This is a genomic window from Siminovitchia jepli, from assembly GCF_047228825.1.
Lineage (GTDB): Bacteria > Bacillota > Bacilli > Bacillales > Bacillaceae_C > Siminovitchia.
On record NZ_JBFEGN010000232.1, the window covers coordinates 1 to 535 of the forward strand.

Here is a 535-nt window from a genome sequence, read left to right on the forward strand (position 1 = left end):
GTCATGCGGTATATGACATCAAGTACCACGTAATATGGGTGACAAAGTACAGATATAAAGTGCTACATGGAGAGATTGCAATAAGGGCAAGAGAATTGATTAGACAAGGTTGTGAAGCAAGAGGGATTACCATTTTGCAAGGAAGCGTTGGAAAGGATCATATTCATTTGTTAATATCTTGCCCCCCAAGTATGGCACCAAGTAAAATCTTGCAGTATTTGAAAGGAAGATCTTCAAGATTATTGCAAGATCAATTTCCTAAGCTTAAAAAGAGATATTGGGGTCAGCACTTATGGGCGAGAGGTTATTTTTGTGCAACAGTTGGCACAGTGACGGAAGAAATAATAAGAAATTATATAGCTAATCAGTTCAATGAAGGTAAAGATGAAATCTTCAAGATTGATGAATGAGTTTAGTCTATTTTCGAGTATGCTTTAGCTTTTGGACTTTGAGCAGGACTTCAGCCTGAAATACGACTTTAGTCGTCGACATTTATGTCAAAATCCACCTGCTTTGAGCAGGTGGTCGTTTAAGA

At 37.8% G+C, this 535-nt stretch carries 1 protein-coding gene; it reads left to right on the forward strand.

What is annotated here, in order from left to right; genetic code table 11:
- Positions 1 to 410: IS200/IS605 family transposase (gene tnpA / locus AB1L08_RS22535; protein WP_413066796.1), on the forward strand; the 410-nt coding region annotated here is incomplete at its 5' end.
- Between the last annotated feature and the right edge of the window lie 125 nt (positions 411 to 535).